The sequence below is a fragment of the Pseudoxanthomonas sp. LjRoot204_2 genome (assembly GCF_056175765.1).
Genome location: NZ_JBGFFG010000311.1, coordinates 1 through 4,088, shown reverse-complemented (window position 1 = coordinate 4,088; position 4,088 = coordinate 1). Strand labels below are relative to the sequence as shown.

The window sequence follows — 4,088 nt, the reverse complement described above, 5'->3', positions numbered from 1 at the left end:
CCGTTGCAGTGCGCTGGCGAGGACGGCACCACCCGCGTCGTCGGTCAGGCGTGCGCGGAAGGCGGACACCAGCGCGTCGGCGTAGTGGGTGAAGCGGAAGGTCGGTGTCGCCGTGGTGACAGTGTCCATCAGGAACGTGGCGGCCGCCTTCGTGTCCGTCCTGGCGAAGGGCAGCGCATCGCGCTGGATCCACTCGGCGAGCGTGGCCGCCAGGTCGTCGCGCAGCGTCGCCATGGCGCGGCCCGCCGGCGACAGCGCATCGATCGCGCGGGCGGCGCGGATGCGCTCGATCGTTTCCTGCGGCACGGCGTCGCTGCGGCACCACCAGGCGACCGCCAGCGCGCGCGCGGACGGCGCGTGCCGCAGGGTGCCCGCGGCATTGCGCAGGGGGAGGAACGCGCGCAGGATCGCGGCCGCATCATGGTCGTGGATGCCCTTCTCGTAGCCTTCGCGATAACGCTGCGCGGCGTACTCGCGGACGATCCTGTCGAGTGCCTCGGGATCGGCCAGTGCGTGTTCGAGCGCCTGCATGCTGAGCCCGGCCTCGCCCGCCAGCGCGTCATCCAGCAGCCGGCATGCGAGGTACTCGCCGCGGTAGAGCGAGGGCGATTCGGATTCGAGGCTGACGTTCCAGTAGTCGCGCAGGGCGTCCAGCGCCGGTTCCTGCAGCGGCGCCAGGTAGTCGGTGCCGGTCAGGTGCACGGCCAGCGTGTCGCCGCGCGGGATCAGCGTCAGGTCCAAGGGTTGCGTGTTGACGCTGAAACGATGGCGCGGTCCGAGGCGGATGACGTTGCCCGCGTCTTCGAACAGGTCGCTGCGGTCGCGCAGGCCGCGCACGGCCTGGTCGCGGGCGCCCTTGATGCGCGCTTCGATGTCGTCGGCCTTCACCGAGTCCTTCAGCTCGCGCAGGCGGCCGGCCAGTTCGCGCAGTTTCAGGATCAGCGCATCGCCGGCGAAGAACGCGTTGAGTTCGTCCGGCGTGGTGAAGCGCTCGGTGCGCCGGCCGAGGCCCTCCAGGATGCGGTTGGCGGCTTCCTGCACCGACTGCGCCTTGCGCTGCCGATCGTCCAGCAGCGCCTGCTTGTGCGCCTCGAAGGCGTCCAGCATCTCCTCGCGCTTGGACAGGATGTCGCCGAGGAACTGTTCGTGCTCGCCGAACTGGCTCTCCAGTTCCTCCAGCTGCACCATCAGGCGCGACAGCTGCTCGTCGGCGCGCTCCGGCGTGGTGGCCATGGCCAGCGCATTGCTCACGGCCTGGCTGAAGAGAGTGAACTGCGCGCCGAACTGCGCCACTGCTTCGGCGGAGCCGAGTTCGCGGCGCCGCTGGGTGGCGCGTGCGCGGGTCTGGTTGAGGCGGGCGTAGATGGCCGACAGGGCGTCGACGACGCGGGTGCGCTGGGTCGCGTCGTCCACCCGCAGCGTCGCCATCAGTTCGGACAGCATGTCGAGCTCGCCGGCCATGCCCTGCATGGCCTCGATGGCTTCTGCCAGTTCGCGTGCGCTGGCGGCTTTCTGCGCGCGTGCGTCGAGTTCCAGCAGGCGCTGCTGGAACGGCGCGAGCGCTTTTTCGCCGGCGAGGAACTGGCCGGTCGCCGTGCCGATACGCTCATGCGCTTCCTGCAGCGCGGCCGTCATCGCGTCGATGGCCGCCGTATCGATGTAGCGGAAGTCGCGCAGCGTCAGCAGATGACCGCGCAGGCGCGATACCGCGCCCAGCGCCTCGACGAACTCGCCGATGCCGGTCCACCCCTCCGGCTGCAGGCGGCCGAGCAGGGCGCGATGGTCGCGCTGCGCCAGCGCCATCGACGTTTCCGACTGGCGCCGGATCTCCTGCACCTTCTCGTACTCGTCCAGCACCGACTCACCGGTGCCGGCGATCTCGTGCAGCAGCGTGGCCAGGCCATCGCACTGCGTATCGTCGATCCAGTGGTGCACGTCGAACAGGCGTCGCGTGCCGTGCGTCAGCAACTGGTAGCGCTGCGCGGACACGTCCGGGCGCTCGATCTCGCGGGCGAGGTCGAACAGATTCGACACGGCGCGCACCAGCTCGGCATTGCCGAGCTTCGCCATGAACGACGTGCCGGCCGGACGCGTGGCGGCGAATTCGTCGGACGTGAAGGGCGTCTGCCATACCTGCATCGGGTGGACGCGGGTGGGGTCGTCGTTCTCGGCGCGGAACAGCACCATGCGCCCGTCGTGCAGGCGCGCATAGCCGTGCGCGAGCACCGGCGGCTGCAGGCGGCGCTGCACAAGGTTGTAGACGAGCAGGGCGGCCTGGCCGGTCTCGCGCTCGTAGAAGATGTACATCACGTCTTCGCCGTTCGGCGAACGGATCGTGCGCTTGTACTGCATGTGCTGCACGGCGGCGTCGAAGGCCTTGTGCTCGCCATTCTGCAGGTAGTAGCCGCCCGGGAAGATGATGCCGTGGTCCTCGGGCAGCTGGATGCAGGCCTGCACGATGGCGTCCAGTCGGGTCGCCTTGCCGGTCTGCGTGTTGTAGACCAGTCCGCGCCACGTGCCCTCGCGGTACGGCAGCACCTTGAGCAGGATCAGCGAGCCGACCCGCGCGAATTCGATCTGCGCGTCGTCCAGCGACTGCGTGCGGTCCTCGACCGGTTCGCTGTAGACGCCGGCGCCGGTCTCCGTGTTGTTTTCCACCTTCAGCGTCAGGTCGCCGCCGATGGTCTCCACGAACAGGGTGTCGAGGATGTTCAGGTGCGGGTGGCGGCCACTGACCTCCATGTCCTTGGTGGCGCGCGACCATTCGAAATCGAACGGAGGCGGCAGCACGATGTCGCGCTCGCCGCGCGCATCGAGGTAGTTCACCTCGCCCTCGGCCGTGAGCGTCCAGCGGAACACCCGCACGTCGGTGTTCTTCAGGCCGATCTGGAACGCCATCAGCAGGCGCCCGTCGCGCACGATCAACTGCAGCAGCCGCGCGTCCTTGTAGTAGCTGTACAGCTCGCTGAAATCGCGCTGGAACGCGTCGTCGCCCAGGAAGGTCGCCGCAATGTCGACGGGCGCCACGTCGTAGCCGTCGCCGGTCTCCACCAGGCGATAGATGCCGAACACGTCGGCGACCGAGGTGGTCGCCTTCAGGCCCATGTAGACGTTGAAGCCGAACAGCAGCAGGTCGCCGACCTGCACGATGTCGCGCCCGACCGAATTGTGCTCGGTGCGGATGCGCAGGCGGCCGATGGCCTCCATGCGGCTGTCGCCGAATTCCTGCAGGCGGCGCGTGTTCAGCGCTTCCACGAGCGTACGCAGGCGCGCACCCTGTTCGTCGAGGCGACGGCGCAGCACGTCGTAGGCGCCGCCCTGGGCCACGGCCTGGTCGACCTGCGTATCGGTGGAGGGAACGGCGGTGTTCGGCGTCTCGGACATCGGACCTCATCCTCGCCCGTCCTGGGCGGTCGATGCGGAAATCGGGGCCGGCGGCACGCGCCGCCGGTCCGGCTCATGGCAGGGCGTCAGGCGTCGGTGGCTTCTGCCTGGCGACCGGCCGCCGGCAGTCCCGTGCCTGCCAGCCGACCCAGCAGCTGCGAGGCGATGGGACTCTCGCCAACGATGCCTTCCAGCGCCTTGCCCAGCGAGATGCCCTTGGTCAGCGCATTGAACACGCCACCGTCGCCACCGATCAGTTCGATGTTGGCGTTCTTCAGCGCGCCGGCCAGCACTTCGGCGTTCTCGCGCGAGATCGCCTTGCCGGCGTCGATCGACGCAAGCAGCTGGCGCAGCTGGGTTTCCAGCAGCATGCGGAACTCCTCGTGGCTGCGCGCATCCGGGCTCATCTTGCCCATCGCATCGAACTTGGACGTCAGGCCCTCGGCCTCGGCGGACATCTTCTTGGCGATGTTGCTGGCTTCGGCGTCGCCCATCGCCTGCGTCGCGCTGGCATTGGCCTGGCCCAGCTTCTGCGCACCTTCGGCTTCGGCGGTCAGGCGCTCGGTCAGCACGCGTGCATCGGCGTTGCCCTGCTTGTAGGTGGCGTCGGCCTTGGCTTCCAGCACGCGCGCTTCGGCCAGGCCGGTCTTCTCCATGGCCACGGCGTTGGCTTCCTGCACCTGTGCTTCGGCCAGGCCCGGCGC

1 protein-coding gene and 1 pseudogene are annotated in these 4,088 nt (G+C 69.0%); both read right to left on the bottom strand.

Features of this window, described 5'->3' with window-relative positions:
- The coding region (locus AC04L7_RS13675; RefSeq protein WP_475513210.1) for a DNA repair ATPase at positions 1–3,384 on the bottom strand (3,384 nt) is incomplete at its 3' end.
- An 86-nt stretch (positions 3,385–3,470) separates the two neighbouring features.
- Positions 3,471–4,088: pseudogene (locus AC04L7_RS13670) on the bottom strand (hypothetical protein); the annotation flags it as partial.